This window comes from Nonomuraea sp. NPDC050451 (assembly GCF_044458585.1).
In genome coordinates this window covers 640784-655899 of sequence record NZ_JBITHZ010000003.1, presented here as the reverse complement: position 1 = coordinate 655899, position 15116 = coordinate 640784, and the positions used below count along the sequence as shown (strand labels likewise).

The following is a 15116-nucleotide window of genomic DNA, read 5'->3' as shown; positions in this document are numbered from 1 at the left end:
AACCCCGGTGCGGTAGCGATCTAGCGGCGGCGGGCGCGGGCCAGGAGCCACAGCAGGAGGGGCGCCCCCAGCACGCCGGTGACCACGCCGACCGGCAGCTCCACGTCCGGGATCAGCAGCCGCGCGACGACGTCGGCGGCCAGCACGATGAACGCCCCGGCAAGCCCGGCGGCCAGCGGCGGCGGCCAGGCGGTGCGTGCCAGCCGCTGCGCGATCTGCGGCGCGGCCAGCGCCACGAACGCGACGGGACCGGCCGCCGCGGTGCCGAACGCGACCAGCGCCACCCCGGTCAGCAGCAGCGTCAGCCGCGCCGCCTGCACCGGGGCCCCGAGCACGACGGCCACCTCGTCACCGAGCTGCAGCGCCCGCGTCCAGCGGCCGAGGAGGAGCGCGGCGGGCACGAGGACGGCCAGGGCGAGCGCGAGCGGCGCCACGTGACCCCAGTCGCGCCCGTTCAGGTTGCCGAACAGCCAGCCCAGCGCCTGCTGCGCCTGGAAGTTCCCGGTGGTCACCATGAGGTACTCGGTGGCGCTCGTGCACATCCACGACACGCCCACCCCGACGAGCACGATCCGGTAGCCGCTCGCGCCGCGCCGCCAGGCCAGCAGGTACGTCAGCAGCGCCACGACCACCGCGCCCGCGAACCCCAGCACCTGCAGCCCCCCGGCACCCATGACGATCCCCGCGACCACGGCCAGGCCCGCCCCCTGGGTGACGCCGATCATGTCGGGGCTGGCGAGCGGGTTGCGCGTCATCGTCTGGAACAGCGCGCCGGACACGCCGAAGGCGGCGCCGGCCAGCAGCCCGGTCAGCGCCCTGGGCAGGCGCAGCTCGCCCACGACGAACGCGGTGCCCGGGTCGCCCGCGCCGACGAGCGCCTGGATCACCTCGCCGAGGCCGAGCGGGACCTCGCCGAGCCCGATGCCCAGACAGAAGGCCAGGAATGCGGCCCCGGCCAGCCCCAGGCAGACCACGATGACGCGCGGGCGCAGCACCCCGGAGACGGGCGGCACCGACAGCCTGAAGGTCAGCTGGGTCATAGCTCCGCCAGGTGCCTGCGGCGGGCCAGCATGACGAAGAACGGGCCGCCGATGAACGCCACCAGCAGCCCCGCCTGCACCTCGATCGGCGGCGCCACCACCCGGCCCACCACGTCGGCCGCGATCAGCAGGCAGGGCCCGAGCAGCGCGGCCAGCGGCAGCAGCAGCCGGTGGTCGGTCTCGGAGCCGCCGCGCCGGGCGACGAACCGGGCCAGGTGCGGCACGACGAGCCCGACGAAGACCACGGGCCCGATGGCCGCCACGGCGGCCCCGGTGAGCAGCATCACGGCCGCCGCGGCCCGCGCCCGGACCAGTCCCACCCGGCGGCCCAGCCCTCTGGCCACGTCGTCGCCGAGCGCGAGGCTGTTGAGCGCGGTCCCGCAGGCCAGGGCGAGCGCCGACCCGGCCAGCACGAACGGCAGGAGCTGCGGCAGCACGTCCGCGCCCGCGCCGGACAGCGACCCCGCCGACCAGAACCGGTAGCGGCTCAGCGACTCCGGGTCCACGAGCACGAACGCGCTGGTCACCGAGCTCAGCAGGAACGTCACCGCGACCCCGGCGAGGGCCAGCTTGACCGGCGTGCTCCCGTCGCGCCCCAGCCCGGCCAGCGCGTAGACGAGCACGCTCGCGACCAGCGCCCCCGCGAAGGCGAACCAGACGAATCCGGCGAGCGCCGAGATGCCCAGCACGCCGATGGACACGACGACCGCGAACGCGGCCCCGGCGCTGACGCCGAGCACGCCCGGGTCCGCGAGCGGGTTGCGGGTCAGCGCCTGCATCAGGGCGCCCGACAGGCCGAGCGCCGCGCCCGCCAGCACGCCGACCAGCGTGCGCGGCACCCGTACGGACCAGATCACGTCGAGGACGTCGCGGTCGGTCACCGTTCCCGCCAACGCGCCCACCACCTGGTCGGGCGGGATCTGGCGGGCGCCCAGCGAGAGCGACAGCAGGCAGACCACGACGAGCGCGCCGGCCGCCAGTGCGAGGGGTCTCACGCCTTGGTTGCAGGGTCGCCGTCGGCGGCCGCGGCGAGCCGCGGCACCAGGCCGTCGAGCACGTACGGCAGGCTCAGCACGGTCACGAAGGAGACGGCGTTGCCCTGGTCGGTGTTCTCCTGCAGGAAGACCTCCCGGCCCTCCTTCACCACGCCGAGCCCCTTGTAGACGCTGTCGGCGTGCAGCGTGCCCTGGTCCTTGGCGACGTCGGCGACGCTCCAGACGATCACGCCGGTGTCGACCAGGTCGAGGCGCTCGCGGCTGATGTTCGCGCCGAACTTGTCGCCGATCGCCTGGTCGAGGCCGTCGGGCAGCTTGAACCCGAGCGAGGCGAGCAGGCGGGAGCGCGGGTCCTGACTGCCGAAGACGAAGTAGCCCTCATAGACGGTGGCCATCAGCGCGGCCTTGCCCTGGAACTCCGGATGCTCCTTGCGCACCTGGGCGAACCGGTCCTCGACCTGCGTGACCAGCTTGTCCGCCTCGGCGGCGCGGCCGACGGCGACGCCGACCTTCCTGGTGAGCTCCTGCCAGGGGATGCCGTAGTCGATGTACTCCTTGGGCTGGGCCACGGTCGGCGCGATCTTCGACAGCGTCGTGTACTGCTCCTGGGTGAGGCCCGAGTAGAGGCCCAGGATCAGGTCGGGCTTGAGTGCCGCGATCTTCTCGAACTGGGGGCCGCTGCCGGTGTCCTTGAGGACCTGCGGAAGGGGCGCGCCGCCCAGCTCGTCCTTGGCCCAGGGGCCGATCGCGCCCGGGTAGTCGCCGATCCACGTCGTGGCCGCGACCGGGGTGACGCCGAGGGCCAGCAGGGCGTCCTGTTCGAGCAGGCCGACGGTGACGATGCGCTTGGGCGCGGCGGGGACGGTGGTCTCGCCGTACTTGTGCGCCATCTTGACGGCGGCGGCGGAAGACGAGGCGGCAGCGGGTGCCTGCTGAGCGGCGGGGGCCGTCGAGCCGCAGCCCGCGCTGGTGATCAGGACGAGTGCCACGAGGGCGAGTGTGCGGGTCATGGAACGCTCCTCACTCGTTGTGCTCGGCGCGGCCCTGGCGCCAGTAGCCCATGAAGGCCACCGCGCGCCGGTCCATGCCGCGCTCGGCGACCAGGTATCGCCGCAGGGACCTGATCACCGCCGCCTCGCCGGCCAGCCAGGCGTACAGCGGCTCCGTGCTCTCCTCCTCCGGCACTTCCCACAGCTCCTCCACGTCGACGTCCACGTCGTCGAACGTGTCGGGCACGGGCAGCGGCGGCAGCAGCCGGCCGGCGGCCGAGCGCAGGGCCGGCTCCAGCAGGGCGCCGCGCTCGGCGCCGTCCCTGGCCAGCCACTCGATCTTCACCTGGCTGGCCGTCCGGATCTCCAGGAAGTCCTGCTCGCAGGGCACCTCCATGAGCGCCGTGCCCGTGAAGCCGTCCGGGAGCCTTTCGAGGATGGAGCAGATCGCGGGGACCGCCGTCTCGTCGCCGGCGATCAGCACCGTGCTGGTGCCGTCCGGCGGCTGGAACACCACGTTCCCGTGCGCTTCGGGGTGCCGCGCGTCGCCGCCGAACAGCACCGCGACGTCATCGGGCCGCACCGCCTGCGCCCACTGCGCGACCGGCCCGTCGCCGCCCGGGTGCATGACCACGTCGACGTCCACCTCACACTCGGCCTGCCTGACCAGCCTGGCCGTATACGTGCGCATGGGGTTGCGCTTGTCGTCGTCCAGCTCCCGCCATCGGGGGAACCAGTCGGAGCCGGTGGGTAGGTGGGCGAGGCCGTGGCCGGGGAGGGGGAGGATGAGCTTGATCCGCTGGTCGTAGCCGTTGTCGGCGAATATGCCCAGGTCCTCCCCTGTGAAGGTGACCCGGAGGAACGATGGGCTCAACCGTTCCAACCTGGCCACACGCACATCGAACATGCGATAGGGCTCCACCAGCGCCAGCCTCCCGCCGCAACCATTAGGTGAGGCTAACCTAACTCATCACGATCGCGAACGCCACGCCCGGGCCGCATCCCGGTCAGCGGCGCAGGAACTCCCGCAGGTGAGCGAGCAGGGCCTCCGGGCGTTCCTCGGCGATGAAGTGGCCGCACTCGGGGATCTCGGCGGCGGTGACGTCGTCCGCGTACTCCCGCCAGATCTCCTCTGACGGCAACCGCGCCGGCAGCCCCACCGACCCCCACAGGGCCAGCACCGGCATGGTCAGGCGGCGCCCCGCGGCGGCGTCCTCGTCGTCGAGCGCGAGGTCGCGCTCGTGCGCCCGGTAGTCGTCGAACCCGGCGCGCAGGGCCCCCGGACGGCCGAACGCCCGGACGTAGACGTCGACCGCCTCGGCGGGCAGGCCGTGCCGGTTGTACGTCCAGCGCTCGAAGAAGTACTCCAGATAGCCCCGGACGTCGTGCCCCACCAGGCGTTCGGGCAGGTCGGGCTGCAGGTGGAAGAGCCAGTGCCAGTAGCCCGCGGCCACGGACGCGTCCAGGCGGCGGAACATCTCGCGCGTGGGAACGATGTCCAGCACCGCGACCTTGCCGACCTGGTCGGGACGGTCAAGCCCCCAGCGGTGGGCCACCCGGGCACCGCGATCATGGCCGACGACCGCGGCCCGCCCGAACCCGAGCGTGTCCACCAGCTCCGCCATGTCCGCGGCCATCCGCCGCTTGTCGTAGCCGCCGACCGGCTTGTCGCTCAGCCCGTATCCCCGCAGGTCGGGGGCCACCACCGTGAACTCGGCCGTCAGCGGCTCGATGATGTGCCGCCAGCAGTGGCCGGTCTGCGGCCAGCCGTGCAGCAGCACCACCAGCGGCCCGTCGCCGGCCCGCGTGTAGTGCAACCGGATTCCGTCCACCTGCGCCACGCCCGTCGTCATCATGCGCTCAGTAGATCATGGGACGACCCAATGATCGGATAAAGGCCGAAAAATAGGGGCATTGACGAAAAATCCTTACATGGTACTCATAGATCGAGTCGGAAAGTTTCAGGACCCCCCACCGAGACCGTCCAGAGCTCACCCGAGGAGGACGCGCATGGCGCGCACCCAGCCCCCCGAAACCCCCATCGACTTAAACGCCGCCGTCCAAGGAGAGGTCTCCTGGTTCTGCTGCGGCACCGCCTGGGGACCGTGCAGCACCACAGGCAAGGGCGCCTGCGGCACCTGCAACTCCGGCAGCCTGCAGCACGCCTGGCCCAACACCTCCGACGCCTGCTGGGCCATCACCCACCCCGACACCTGCGGCTTCAACCTCTCCCGCCGGACCTGCGGTTTCCAGCACCGCACCACCAACCTGTGCAGCGGCGTCAGCGTCGTCACCTCCATCGCCGACTGCGGCCCGCAGACCGACCTGTTCTGCGGCGAGCGCAGCTGCTGCGGCGCGACCTGCGCCACCGACCGGATCATCGACCTCACGCCCGCGGCGTACAGCAAGATCGCCAGCCTCTCCACCGGCCTGCGTCCCTGCTCGATCGACGCGGCGTGAGGGGGCGACGATGACCAGCAGAAGAGACATGCTCAAGTCCGCCCTGCTCGGCGGCGGTGCCACCGTCGTGGCCGCGACCGCGATGGGCTCGCTCGGCCCCGAGGCGGCCTTCGCCAACTCGGCGCCCGACGTCGAGCCGGGCGCCCCCGACCCCAACTTCGCCGAGGGCAGGATCCGTTCGATCAAGGACAACACCCTGCTCGTCCTCGGCTCGAACATGGTCATCCACAACATCAGGGTCGTGGACGGCACGAGCCTGTGGAAGCTCGGCCCCGTGGCGTTCGACGCGGCCAAGCCCGGCGACGGCCTCTACGCCCGCGGCGTGCGGATGCCGGACGGCACCCTCGCCGCCGAGTCGGTCTGGCTCAACATCGTCAACATCAAGGGCCACATCAAGAACATCACCGACCAGACCATCCACCTCGACCACAACGGCAAAGAGGTGCTGTGCCACGTCGTGGCCGGCAAGTCGGTCGCGATCCACTCCGAGGCGCCGGCCACCGCGGACCTGTCGATGCTGAAGGTCGCCCAGCACGTGCAGATCCTCGGCGCCTGGCGGCCTGACACGAACGAGGTCGACATCGCCACCGTCTTCTCCCCGCACTAGCAAGGAGCCCTGGCATGCACGGGATCGCCGCGACGCAGCCGTACGTGATCGCCCTGTTCCTCGCCTGGGCAGGCCTGATGAAGCTGTTCAGCCGGCGGATGCGGGCGCGGGCGGGGCAGACCGCACTGGCCCGATTGGTCGGCGCGGCGCGCGCGGTCCCGGCGCTCCGGGTCGTCGGAGTGGCCGAGGTCGCGGTGGCCGCCGCCCTGCTGCTGCCGCCCATCTCTCCGTGGGAGGGCCCTGTCACTGCGCTGCTCGCCGCGCTGCTCTCCGCCGGGTTCCTGGCGTATCTCACCTATTCGTACGTGGCCGCGCCCACCGCGTCGTGCGGCTGCCTCGGCGCCCACTCCAAGCCGGTGGACGTGCGGGCCTTCGCCCGCGCGGGGCTCCTGCTGGCCGCGAGCCTGCTGGCCGTCGTGGCGGACCCGGGTCCGCCGCTGGTGGCGCTCGGCCTGGCGGAGGCCGTGGCTTTGATGGCGCTTTCGGCGGAGCTGGACCGCTACTGGCTGACCCCCTTGCGGCGGCTGCGCGTACGGCTGCGCGGCCCGCTCGCCATGGCGCCGTCAGAGCATGTCCCGCTGGGCGCCTCGCTGCACCTGCTCTACCGCAGCCCCGCCTACTGCTCGGCGTCCGCGCAGATCACCTCCGACGTCCAGGACACCTGGGACGAGGACGGCCTGCGGTTCGTCGTCTTCGGGGCCCGCGAGCGGACGGCGGTCTTCGCCGTCCCCCTCATCGGGAACGACCCCTCGCGCGTCCTGGTCACCCTCGTGGGCGCGTGACCCGGCACAACCATCCATCACCCGAAAGGTCGACGCCATGCGATTACGTGCTTGGCTCGCGTCAGGGGCGGTGCTCGCCGCCGGCCTGCTGACGGCTCAACCCGCGCTCGCGGCCCAGGCCGCGGTCACCTTCCACGCCGACTCCGGGGACCAGTGCCTGCGCGGGGTCACGGAGGGAACCCTGGAATGGGTCGAAGGGCCCGTCGTCCGGCCCACGGTCAGGGTCGACGGCTCCCTGGCCGACGACGCGCCCGTCTCGTCGTGCGCCCCGGACGGGATGTACTCCCAGGCCACCTTCTCCGCCTACAAGGGCGCCACCCTCGTAGACTCCCAGGCCGTCAAGGCGGACGACGGCAAGGTCGCGATCGCCCTCGCGCTGTCCGACCCGGCGGGGGTCACGGCCATCGATCGCGTGGTCGTGCAGGTGTGCCGGTTCAGCAGCACCCCGATCGGGATCAGCTACTGCGGCAGGGCCGCCGAGTACAAGGCGCCCTGAGCCGTGGGACGCCCCGTGCCCGTCCGCGCGGGGACGGGCACGGGCACTCTTCAGCTCAGCGTCACGAGGCCGCGGGGGGTGTCCAGCACCGCCCTCAGCACCGCTTCCGGCCCCTTCGATACCTCCAGCTCCGCGTCGATCGCGGCCAGCTGACGTCGCAGCGCGTCGGGGTCGGGGTGGATGGCGGTGAAGGAGGCCAGGCCCAGTTGCGGCAGCCCGGAGGCTGCCGGGTGCACTGTCTGGCCCCAGTCGATGAGGAACGGCACCGCGTTGATCGCCGCCGGGTCGGCCCACCTGGTCAGGCGCCACTCCAGCAGCGTTCCCGCGGGCGTGCGGCGCGAGAGGGGCTGGACCTCGCCGGGGTCGACGCCGAGCGCGCGGGCCCGCCGTACCGTCTCGTCGATGTCGTCGGGCCGCACCGCCCACCCGGCGAGCCGGGGCGCCGTGAGGGTTTCCAGGCCGAACGCGCGTGGCCGCGCGCCCGGCGCCGCCGGGTCCGGCCCGATGATCTCCAGGTACGCGGCCGGGCCCAGGCCGATCAGGTAGTTGGCGGTGCCGCCCGGGTGGCTGCCGCCCGCCACGGGGGTCACCCCGGTGGCCTCGGCGAACGCGATGACACCCGCGGCCAGGTCGGGCACCGCGTAGACGAGGTGGTCGAGTTCCGCCGTCATGACGCCGGCTCCTCGACGGGCTCGCCGAGCGAGAGCATGAGGCGGTTGGCCCAGTTGAAGAACGCGGCCGCGTGGATGACGTCGCTGATCGCCAGGTCGTCGAGCCCGGCCGCGCGCAGCGCCTCGACGTGGTTCGCGCCGAACTCGGCCGGGGTGGCGGCCAGGGCCACCGAGGCGTCGATGATCGCCTGCCACTCCCCGTCCTGGGGCGCGTTGACCCCCTCGTCGAGCAGCCGCTGCACGTCGTCGGCCCGCTTGGAGTAGTGGGCGGCGAAGCGGGCGTGCACCGAGGCGCAGAACACGCACCCGTTGCGGCGCGAGGTCGCCGTCGCGGCCAGCTCGCGCTCGGCCCGCGGCAGCCCGCCGTCGGTGTTGTAGAAGATGTCGTTGTCGGTCTTCGTCCTGGCCTGCAGGATCGCCGGGTCCCTGGCCAGGAGCAGGAAGTACGGCGACTTCGCGCGGGCCTTGTCGACCAGCGCCTCGTAGTGCTCGTCGGTCAGCTCGTCCGTCTCCAGGGGCGCCAGCCAGGGCTTCCACCCGAGCTGCTCCCGCGTGAACGCCAGTCGGGTCATGAGGTCGCTCCGTTCTGCAGGTGGCGCAGCCCGGCCACCACGCGGATCTGGAAGGTGAGGAAGGCGACGAGCTGCGACAGCGTCACGACGCCCGTGGCGCTCCAGCCCGCCCGGGCCAGCGCGTCCAGGGACTCGCGGCCGGCCTCCCTGGGGCGGAACACGAGCAGGTGGGCGTGCTCGAACGCGGCGGCGAGCCGTACGCCCACGTCACCCGGGCGGCGCGCCCGGTAGCGCAGCCCTTCGTCGCTCTCCACCGACAGCGGGCCCTCGCCCGGGTAGACCCCGTACGGCCCGGTCGTGGCCCCGGCCGAGACCTCCGACTCGACGGCCTCGAGCAGTCCGGGCGAGAGCTCGGCCAGCCGGTCGGCGTAGAAGCGGGCGATGCCGGGGTCGTCGTGCAGCCCGGCCACGAAGGCGGCGACCGCGTCCCGCTCGACGAGCGTGATCTCCTCCTCCGTCTCGGGGCTGAACAGCGCGTCGTAGCTGCGCTGGGCGTGCTCGCGGGCGGCGGGCCGGCGGCCGCGCAACCGGTCGAGCGGCGAGCCGGGCTGGATGCCCGCCAGGTGGTCGATGACGTCAGCGATCATGTGGAGCTCAATTCTGTGGAGGGAACCCATCCGAGCGCGGGCGCGACCTCGGTCGCCAGCAGCTCGATCGAGCGGAGGATGAGCGGGTGCGGCGGGTCCACCGAGTGCACCTGGAGGACCAGGTCGGTGACCCGTTCGAGGGTGGGGTCGGCCTTGAGGCTCTCGATGACGTCCTGCGGCGTGCCCACGTGCACGTCGAACGCGGCGATGCGCCGGTCGAGGTCGCTGTCCGGCAGCTCGAACGGCAGCCGCCCCCGCCCCAGCCCGAGCTCGGCGTAACACAGCGCCTCGGGCCGGCTGTCGGCCACGAACGCGGTCCGGGAGGCCATGATCCGCGGGGCCGCGCCGGGCGGCAGGTGTTCGAGGTAGGCGTCCACGATGGGCCGCTGGATCTGGGCCAGCGTGGCCTGCGGGTCGTCGGCCGGGCGGGGCTGGGTGCGCGACAGCATGAGCCCGTGGCCCGCCCGCCCCGCGCGTACGCCGCCGCCGACCGAGAACGTCGCCTGCCAGACCGCCTCCAGCAGCCTCGGCGCGGGCGGGTAGAGCCGGTTGTTACCGCCGAGGTCACCTCCGGACCAGGCGTTGAGCAGCACCTCCAGGTGCTCGGCGTAGACGGCCGAGCGCTCCGCGCTGTCGTGCCCGAACGGCGCGAACGACGCGGGCGTCCCGCCGCTGCCCACGCCGACCTCCAGCCGCCCGCCGGTGAGCAGGTCGAGCACGGCGGTGTCCTCGGCCACCCGCACCGGCTGCTCCAGCGGGAGCGTGATGATCCCGGTGCCGAGCCTGATGCGGCTGGTACGGGCGGCCACGTGGGCGAGGAACACCAGCGGCGCCGGCAGGCCGCCCTCCGCGCCGTCGAAGTGGTGCTGCGCGACCCAGGCCGTGTCGAACCCGTACGCCTCGGCGTGGGCGATCTGCTCGGTGGCCAGCCGGTAGCGCTCGCCCGCGGGCACGTCGTCCAGCAGCCGGGTGAAGAAGCCGAGCCTCATATCGCGGGCTCCGGGATGGCGGCCAGGAGCTCGCGGGTGTATTCGTGCCGGGGGTCGGTGAAGACCCGCCGGGTCGTTCCTGATTCCACGATTCTTCCCTTGTTCATGACGGAGACGGTGTGCGAGATCTGCCGCACCACCGCCAGGTCGTGCGAGATGAAGAGGTACGTCAGCCCCAGGTCGCGCTGGAGCTGTTCGAGCAGGTCGAGGATCTGCGCCTGCACGGTGACGTCGAGGGCGGAGACGGCCTCGTCGAGCACGACGACCTCGGGCCCGGCCGCCAGCGCGCGGGCGATGGCCACCCGCTGCCGCTGGCCGCCGGACAGCTCGCGCGGCCTGCGGGTGAGCACGTCCCGCGGCAGCGCGACCCGGTCCAGCAGGTCGAGCACGCGGGCCCGCCGCTCGGCCCGGTCCCCCAGCCGGAAGTTGCGCAACGGCTCCTCCACGATGTCGCCGATCGGCTGCCGGGGGTCCAGCGAGCCGTACGGGTTCTGGTGGACGAGCTGCACGTGCCGGCGGAACCCGCGGCCCTCCCCGGCCCCGGCGATGGTCACCGTTCCCGAGGTGGGCTCGGCGAACCGCACCACCATCCGGGCCGTGGTCGTCTTGCCCGAGCCGGACTCGCCCACGAGCGCGTGCGTGGTGCCGCGGGCCACCTCGAACGAGACCCCGTCCACCGCCCTGAACCCCTTGAACTCCTTGACCAGGTCGCGCACCACGATCGCGGGCTCGCCCTCGGGAGGGGGGTCGCGGAACGGGGACGCCGACAGCGACGGGGCGTCGTTCAGCAGGCGCTTGGTGTAGTCGGCCGCCGGGGACGCCAGCACCTCCGCCGTCCGGCCCTGTTCCTCGATCCGGCCGCCCTTCATGACGACCAGCCGGTCGGAGCGGGCGGCGGCCACGCCCAGGTCGTGGGTCACCAGCAGCAGCGCGGTGCCGGACTCCGCGCGAAGGTCGTCGATGAGGTCCAGGATGCGCCGCTGCACGGTGACGTCCAGGGCGCTGGTGGGCTCGTCGGCGATGATCAGGCGGGGTTCGAGCGCGATCGCGATGGCGATGAGCACGCGCTGCCGCATGCCGCCGGACAGCTCGTGCGGGTACTGGCGGGCCCGCGCCTCCGGGTCCGGCAGCCCCACGCGGGCCAGCAGGTCGACGACCCGGCTCCGGATCGCCCGCCGGTCGCCGCGCTTGTGGATGCGCAGCACCTCGGCGATCTGCGCTCCGACGGTCTTGACCGGGTCCAGCGAGCTGGACGGGTCCTGGGGGATCAGGCCGATCTGCGCGCCGCGTACCGACTCCATGCGCTTCGACGACCAGGACGCCAGGTCGGCGTCGCCCAGCAGGATCCGGCCCGCCTCCACGGCGCCGTTCGAGGGCAGCAGGCCGATGACGGCGTGCGCGGTGGTGGACTTGCCCGATCCCGACTCGCCGACGACGGCGACGACCTCGCCGGGCTCCACGGTGAAGGAGACGCCCTCGACCGCGTGCCTGCCGCCGTAGGAGACGGCCAGGTCACGGACCTCCAGCAGGCTCACTCCGGCCTCCCGATCGAACGGCTGATGCGGCCGGCGGCGAGCACCACCGTGACCACGACGGCGCCCGGCAGGGTGGTCAGCCACCACGACGTGGCCAGGTAGTTGCGCCCCTCCGAGATGAGCAGGCCCCACTCGGGCGTGGGCGGCTCGGCGCCGTACCCGAGGAAGCCGAGCGTCGAGATCGCCAGGATGGCCATCCCGAACTGCAGCGCCGCGAGCGCGATGACCGGGCCGAGCGAGTTGGGCAGCACGTGCCGCCACAGCACGGCCAGGAACCGGCCGCCGCTGCCGAACGCGGCCTCCACGTAGTCGGTGCGCCGCACCCGGACCACCTCCGAGCGCGACAGCCGGGCGAAGGCCGCGACCGAGCCCACGCCGACCGCGATGGCCACGTTCACGGTGCCGGGGCCGAGCAGGATGATCACGGTCAGGGCCAGGAGCAGGCCGGGCACCGACAGCAGCACGTCCACGATCCGCATGACGGCCTCGTCCAGCACCCCGCCGACGGATCCGGCCAGCAGCCCGAGCAGCGTGCCCAGCACCAGGCCCACCGCCACGGCCACGAACGCGCCCGACAGCGAGTGCACGGCCCCGTGCACCACCCGCGCGAACAGGTCGCGTCCCACCGCGTCGGTGCCGAACAGGTGGTACGCGCTCGGCGCCTGCAGCTTCTCGGCCGGGACGCCCGCGATCGGGTCGTACCCGGTGAACAGGCCCGGCAGGACCGCCCAGAGCACGGCCAGGCCGATCACCGCCCACGCCAGCACCAGCCCGCCCCCGCGCTTCACGAGGCCGCCTTGAGCCGCGGGTCGAGCACCGGGAACAGCACGTCCACCACCAGGTTGACCAGCACGAACACGGCCGCCGCGAGCACCACGATCGCCAGCATCACCGGCGTGTCCTGGGCGTTGACGGCCTGCTCGGTCAGCCGCCCGATGCCGCCGCGCCCGAAGACCGTCTCGGTCACGACCGACCCGGCGATCAGCTCGCCCAGCGTCAGCCCCGCCACGGTCAGCGTCGGCAGCACGGCGTTGCGGGCCACGTGCCGCCACAGGATCCACCACCGCGAGGCGCCCTTGGCCGCCACCACGGGCACGAACGCCTGCGTGGAGACCTGGTCCATGCTGCGCGCCAGCACCTGGGCGATCGGCGCGGAGATGGGCACCGCCAGCGTGAGCACCGGCAGGACGAGCTGCTGCACCGGCCCGCCGCCGATGACGGGCACCAGCTTGAGCCGGAACGAGAACACCTGGATGAGCAGGATGCCCAGCCAGAACGCCGGGACCGACACGAACACCGACGGCACCGACAGCAGCGCGTTCCTGAGCCAGGAGGTCCTGCTGTAGCCGGCCGCGAACGCGATCAGCACGGCGATCAGCACCGCCAGCACGAACGCGGCCGAGGCCAGCTTCGCCGTCTCCGGCAGCGCCTCGCCCAGCCGCTCGACGACCGGCGTGCCGGTGTCGATCGAGTAGCCGAACGAGCCACGCAGGAAGCCGAGCAGGGTGTTCAGGTAGTCGAGGAGCGGGGGGTCCCCGGCGCCGTAGTAGGCCCGGATCTCGGCGATCTGCTGCGGCGACAGGCCCAGCTCGGGGTTCTGGAACTTGATCAGGACCGAGTCGCCGGGCAGCAGCTGCAGCAGCACGTAGCTCGCCGTGAAGGCGATCCAGAGCACGAGCGCCGCCTGCCCGACCCGGCCGAGCAGGTACCTGGTCACTGCTGCGACTTCCACACCGAGTAGAACCACGGCCTGGCGACCGCCTCGAAGGCCACCCCCTGGACGTACGGGGCCCCGCCGTAGACCTGCGGCTCCTCGAAGAGCGGGATCGCGTAGCCCTGGTCGAGCACGTACCGCTGGATCTCGGCGACCTTGGCGTTGCGCTTGGCGACGTCGGGCTCGGCCGACTCCTCCTCCAGCAGCTTGTCCAGCTTGGTGTCGTCGGACAGGATGACGTCGCGGTTCTTGCTGTGGAAGTGGCTCTTGATCACGTCCTGGTCGGCGCGCCCGACCATGCCGTGCTGGATGGCGGTCTTCTCGGCGTTCTTGATGTCCACGGCCTGGGTGCCCGCGTCGGCGGGGCGGATCTCCAGCTTCACGCCGAGCTTGGCCCACTGCTGGCCGACGAGTTCGAGCGTCTGCTTCGACAGCGGCTGCGGGCCGGAGACGAACACGCCGAGTTGCAACCGCACGCCGTCCTTGGCCCGGATGCCGTCGGCGCCCCTGGCCCAGCCGGCCTCGTCGAGGAGCCGGTTGGCCCTGTCGGGGTCGTAGGCGAGGTCCTTCGACAGGTCCACGTAGCCCTGCGCCAGGTGGCTGAGCACCGAGGTGGCCGGCGGGTAACTGGAGGTGAAGAGGGTGTCGACGACCTCCTTGGCGTTCGTGCCGGCCTGGAGCGCCTTGCGGACCTTGATGTCCTTCAGGATGCTGTTGCGCGGCCGCAGGTAGAGGCCGTTGTTGACGCCTCGCGTGGGCTCGGCGTAGATCTGGAAGCCCGCGTCCTTGACGGTCTTCTCGTCGTACGCCTGGACGTACCTGACGAAGTCGGCCTGGCCGGAGGTGAGGGCGCCGACGCGCACGTTGTCCTCGGGCGTCACGATGATCTTGATTTCGTCCAGATACGCGCGGCCCTGGTGCTTCGACGCCGGCGGCGCCCAGTTGTAGTCCCTGCGCGCGACCAGGTCCACCTCCTTGTCGACGACCTGGTTCTTCAGCGTGAAGGGGCCGGAGCCGACGATGTTCTTGAGCTGGCACTGCTGCTCGTACGGCAGCGAGATCGTCTTCTTGGACACCAGCCCGGCGCCGATGACCGAGGTGCCCTGGAGGAAGCCGGGCGACGGCTTGTCGAAGTGGAAGCGCACGGTCAGCGGGTCGACGACCTCGCTGCGCTCGTAGTTGTTGACGAACTCGGCGACGGGCAGCTTGAGCTTCTCGTCGCCCAGGCCGTACACGTCGAAGTTGGCCGCCACGGTGGAGGCGTCCAGCGGGCTGCCGTCGCTGAACGTCACGCCGTCGCGCAGGTGGAACGTGTACTCGGTGGCGTCCTTGTTCACCTCCCACTTGGTGGCGATCCACGGCTCGATCTCGAGCGTCTTCGGGTTCTGCCAGGTGAGCTTGTCGGTGATCTGGTTGAGGATGCCGCCGTTGGGATAGAACCCGGCAGCCGGCAGGTAGAGGCAGGTCGGGGGCTGGTGCTCGAGGTAGGTGAGCGTGCCGCCGTAGACCGGCTGCCCGCCGCTCCTGGCCGACTGGGCAGCTCCGCCACCGCCACAGGCGCCGAGAAGCCCCACGACGGCGAGCATCGCGGTGCTCGCCGTGGCTGTGGTGCGCAGTCTGGAGGATGACATGGGGGATCTGCCCTTCGTTGTACGGGAGCCATCGGCGTAAACCACTAT

General features: G+C 72.3%; 17 protein-coding genes. 4 read left to right on the top strand and 13 right to left on the bottom strand.

Annotated elements, in window-relative coordinates; genetic code table 11:
• Positions 1-20: 20 nt before the first annotated feature.
• From ACIBI9_RS14250 to ACIBI9_RS14230, 5 genes are all read right to left on the bottom strand, one after another.
• The gene (locus ACIBI9_RS14250; RefSeq protein WP_397222428.1) at positions 21-1040 is read right to left on the bottom strand and encodes a FecCD family ABC transporter permease; all 1020 of its coding nucleotides are present in this window, start codon (positions 1038-1040) and stop codon (positions 21-23) included.
• A complete protein-coding gene (locus ACIBI9_RS14245) occupies positions 1037-2035 on the bottom strand; it encodes a FecCD family ABC transporter permease (protein ID WP_397222427.1) in 999 nt (332 codons plus the stop codon). Before ACIBI9_RS14245 ends, ACIBI9_RS14250 begins: the two co-directional genes overlap by 4 nt.
• A complete protein-coding gene (locus tag ACIBI9_RS14240; protein ID WP_397222426.1) occupies positions 2032-3045 on the bottom strand; it encodes an iron-siderophore ABC transporter substrate-binding protein in 1014 nt (337 codons plus the stop codon). The genes ACIBI9_RS14245 and ACIBI9_RS14240 overlap by 4 nt, the downstream gene beginning before the upstream one ends.
• 10 nt (positions 3046-3055) lie before the next feature.
• Positions 3056-3931: a siderophore-interacting protein gene (locus tag ACIBI9_RS14235; RefSeq protein WP_397222425.1), complete on the bottom strand. Its 876-nt coding sequence runs from the start codon at positions 3929-3931 to the stop codon at positions 3056-3058.
• Positions 3932-4031: 100 nt separating this feature from the next.
• The gene (locus ACIBI9_RS14230) at positions 4032-4880 is read right to left on the bottom strand and encodes an alpha/beta fold hydrolase (protein WP_397222424.1); all 849 of its coding nucleotides are present in this window, start codon (positions 4878-4880) and stop codon (positions 4032-4034) included.
• Positions 4881-5034: 154 nt separating this feature from the next.
• Here ACIBI9_RS14230 and ACIBI9_RS14225 point away from each other — a divergent pair, with 154 nt between their 5' ends.
• Genes ACIBI9_RS14225 through ACIBI9_RS14210 form a run of 4 tightly spaced genes read left to right on the top strand, consistent with a single transcriptional unit; the run spans position 5035 to position 7369 of the window.
• Positions 5035-5484 carry a hypothetical protein gene (locus ACIBI9_RS14225; protein WP_394505510.1) on the top strand — a complete coding sequence of 150 codons (450 nt, stop codon included), beginning with the start codon at positions 5035-5037 and terminating at the stop codon, positions 5482-5484.
• Positions 5485-5494: 10 nt separating this feature from the next.
• A complete protein-coding gene (locus ACIBI9_RS14220) occupies positions 5495-6091 on the top strand; it encodes a cell wall protein (RefSeq protein ID WP_394505512.1) in 597 nt (198 codons plus the stop codon).
• A 14-nt stretch (positions 6092-6105) separates the two neighbouring features.
• Positions 6106-6873: a MauE/DoxX family redox-associated membrane protein gene (locus ACIBI9_RS14215; protein WP_397222423.1), complete on the top strand. Its 768-nt coding sequence runs from the start codon at positions 6106-6108 to the stop codon at positions 6871-6873.
• 37 nt (positions 6874-6910) lie between these two features.
• Complete coding sequence (locus ACIBI9_RS14210; RefSeq protein WP_397222422.1) at positions 6911-7369, top strand: hypothetical protein; 459 nt, start codon at positions 6911-6913, stop codon at positions 7367-7369.
• A gap of 50 nt (positions 7370-7419) precedes the next feature.
• On the opposite strand, the gene ACIBI9_RS14205 is transcribed toward ACIBI9_RS14210, so the two are convergent.
• From ACIBI9_RS14205 to ACIBI9_RS14170, 8 genes are read right to left on the bottom strand one after another with little or no spacing between them, the layout of a single operon-like run.
• Positions 7420-8040: a VOC family protein gene (locus ACIBI9_RS14205; protein WP_397222421.1), complete on the bottom strand. Its 621-nt coding sequence runs from the start codon at positions 8038-8040 to the stop codon at positions 7420-7422.
• The gene (locus ACIBI9_RS14200; RefSeq protein ID WP_397222420.1) at positions 8037-8612 is read right to left on the bottom strand and encodes an alkylhydroperoxidase domain protein; all 576 of its coding nucleotides are present in this window, start codon (positions 8610-8612) and stop codon (positions 8037-8039) included. The genes ACIBI9_RS14205 and ACIBI9_RS14200 overlap by 4 nt, the downstream gene beginning before the upstream one ends.
• Entirely contained in the window at positions 8609-9199 is a 591-nt protein-coding gene (locus ACIBI9_RS14195) for a CMD domain protein (protein ID WP_397222419.1), read from the bottom strand. The genes ACIBI9_RS14200 and ACIBI9_RS14195 overlap by 4 nt, the downstream gene beginning before the upstream one ends.
• Entirely contained in the window at positions 9196-10188 is a 993-nt protein-coding gene (locus ACIBI9_RS14190) for a putative FMN-dependent luciferase-like monooxygenase (RefSeq protein ID WP_397222418.1), read from the bottom strand. Before ACIBI9_RS14190 ends, ACIBI9_RS14195 begins: the two co-directional genes overlap by 4 nt.
• Positions 10185-11723 carry a dipeptide ABC transporter ATP-binding protein gene (locus ACIBI9_RS14185; protein ID WP_397222417.1) on the bottom strand — a complete coding sequence of 513 codons (1539 nt, stop codon included), beginning with the start codon at positions 11721-11723 and terminating at the stop codon, positions 10185-10187. Before ACIBI9_RS14185 ends, ACIBI9_RS14190 begins: the two co-directional genes overlap by 4 nt.
• Positions 11720-12511, bottom strand: coding sequence for an ABC transporter permease (locus ACIBI9_RS14180; RefSeq protein WP_397222416.1), 792 nt, complete (start codon positions 12509-12511; stop codon positions 11720-11722). Before ACIBI9_RS14180 ends, ACIBI9_RS14185 begins: the two co-directional genes overlap by 4 nt.
• Positions 12508-13455 carry an ABC transporter permease gene (locus tag ACIBI9_RS14175; protein WP_397222415.1) on the bottom strand — a complete coding sequence of 316 codons (948 nt, stop codon included), beginning with the start codon at positions 13453-13455 and terminating at the stop codon, positions 12508-12510. Before ACIBI9_RS14175 ends, ACIBI9_RS14180 begins: the two co-directional genes overlap by 4 nt.
• On the bottom strand, positions 13437-15068 hold the full coding sequence (locus ACIBI9_RS14170; RefSeq protein ID WP_397222414.1) for a TIGR04028 family ABC transporter substrate-binding protein: 1632 nt from the start codon (positions 15066-15068) through the stop codon (positions 13437-13439). Before ACIBI9_RS14170 ends, ACIBI9_RS14175 begins: the two co-directional genes overlap by 19 nt.
• Between the last annotated feature and the right edge of the window lie 48 nt (positions 15069-15116).